The following is a 2,010-nucleotide window of genomic DNA, read 5'->3' as shown; positions in this document are numbered from 1 at the left end:
GTCATGAGAAAGCCCATATAAATGGGTAATGTACAAGTTGCTGTAGAAGCATGTTTAGTTCGTCTGATCACAGATACGTTATAAACTATTGTAATACTTTTTTGAATCCGTCAATGCGTAAGTCCTAAATTATATAATATTTTAGTTATTGATTTTGTCACATGAATTTTTATGTTGTCGAAGACTACCGTACAGATAGTAGAAAAATTTCTACAGATAAGGAATATTGTGTACTTAAGTGGGATGACTGGAATGATTTTGGTTATAAAACTCAATTTCATTTGAGATATGTAAAAAATGGAGAAGTTACTGATTTAGGCGCTGTAAAAATTGCTTTTTTGGATGATACTCAAAACATTTATCACTTTAATCAGCATGTGCCTAAGAAATTCTCTAAACTCAATGAAAAGTTTTTTAGTATAGGGGGGAGTGGTAAGTATTATAAGAGAATGTCTTCTCTAAATGATAAAACTAGGAAAACAATTCTTAAAGGATTAAATGACTTAGCTTTCGCCATAGATAAATTCAATCAAATATATGATAAGAACCTCTCAGTTCTAAATACATCTTTACTAAGAGAGTTTTTTGTAGATGAGATACGTGGAAAATATAATCGTTTAGCTCATGGAAAACCTGAATTGACAGAATTTAGTTTTTCATTTGAATATTTTAATGATGAAAATAGGAATGTAGAAGTTTCCTTTGATGTTACTCCCAATTCATTACCCCCAACAAACTTACATGTTGTAATTGGAAGTAATGGTGTAGGTAAAACAAATTTTTTGAATAAGATATTAAAAAAATTCTTCAATGAAGACTTAGGATTAACAAAGGTTATTTACTTTAGTTACAGTCCATTTGATAAACCATTTCAGGGCATAGTAGAAGAGGATATAGCTGACTATGATTATGCTTTTTACGGGTTATTAAAGAGCCCTTTTAATAATACTGAAAACACATTAAATGGTGGCTCGGATCTCGAGCATCAATTTTTAGAATCTTTTGAAGAATGCATGAAATCTATTTCTAAAACACAGAGATGGATCGAAATGCTTAAAATCCTAATTAAGAATGATGATTCTCTTAGTGATCTTTTTTCATATATTTTAGAAGATGAAGAAAGTGAAATTAATAATGAAAAAATTATAGATGTCTACCGCTTACTAAGCACAGGACATAAAATCGTTATTAAATCTTTAACGCATTTAGTTAATTCAGTTACAGAGAAATCCCTAATTCTATATGATGAGCCTGAAACTTATTTGCATCCTCCTCTAATTTCAGCTTATTTAAGAGCTATGTCATGGTTACTAATTGATAGAAATGCCATTGGAATTTTAACAACACATTCTCCAATTATTTTACAAGAAATTCCTAAGAGCTGTGTGTGGAAAATCTTAAGGAGGGGAGATATTTTCAATGCTCTGAGGCTAGAAACTGAGACATTTGGAGAAAATATTTCTTTATTAAACTATGAGATTTTTAACTTAACAGCATCAAATTCAAGCTTTATTGATTTATTAGAAGCAGAAGTAAGGAAAATTATAAAAGATGACTATAAAAAAACGAATATAGAAATATTTAATCAGGTTATACATATTTTTAATGAAGAATTGGGTACTGAAGCTAGAGCACATTTAATGAAAAGCATCAAAAATATTAAATCTGAGATTAAAGATGAAAAAAATTAATCTTCCAAATTTTACTATAAATGAAACTTATCAATTAAGTCTCCAGTACATTGATCAAAGTAAACCTCATAGGAAGATTATTTTTGATAATCTTACAGCCTTAACTGATGAGATATTTTCCTATAGTGATGAATATGAGGAAAAAGCATATCAAGGTAAATTACATGAGCTTGATAAAGATAAATTTGAAGATCGGCAGAGTAAAACTTGAAGTGCGACATAAACCACCTAATTAATTTAAAGGGTTTATGGAGTATATAAAATTGTCATACCATCATCTTAACTTTGAAGATCGTACTGCATTAATGCTTGAGTCAAG

Annotated in this window: 2 protein-coding genes; both read left to right on the top strand. The window is 29.3% G+C overall.

Annotated elements, in window-relative coordinates:
• Positions 1 to 161: 161 nt before the first annotated feature.
• Positions 162 to 1,691, top strand: a complete 1,530-nt coding sequence (locus AC1P5O_RS16430; protein ID WP_348942357.1) for an AAA family ATPase — start codon at positions 162 to 164, stop codon at positions 1,689 to 1,691.
• Positions 1,678 to 1,902 carry a hypothetical protein gene (locus AC1P5O_RS16425; protein ID WP_348942356.1) on the top strand — a complete coding sequence of 75 codons (225 nt, stop codon included), beginning with the start codon at positions 1,678 to 1,680 and terminating at the stop codon, positions 1,900 to 1,902. The genes AC1P5O_RS16430 and AC1P5O_RS16425 overlap by 14 nt, the downstream gene beginning before the upstream one ends.
• Positions 1,903 to 2,010: the final 108 nt, after the last annotated feature.

The organism is Prolinoborus fasciculus (assembly GCF_056724605.1).
The sequence above is the reverse complement of the archived record's forward strand: the minus strand, read 5'-3'. Positions and strand labels throughout refer to the sequence as shown.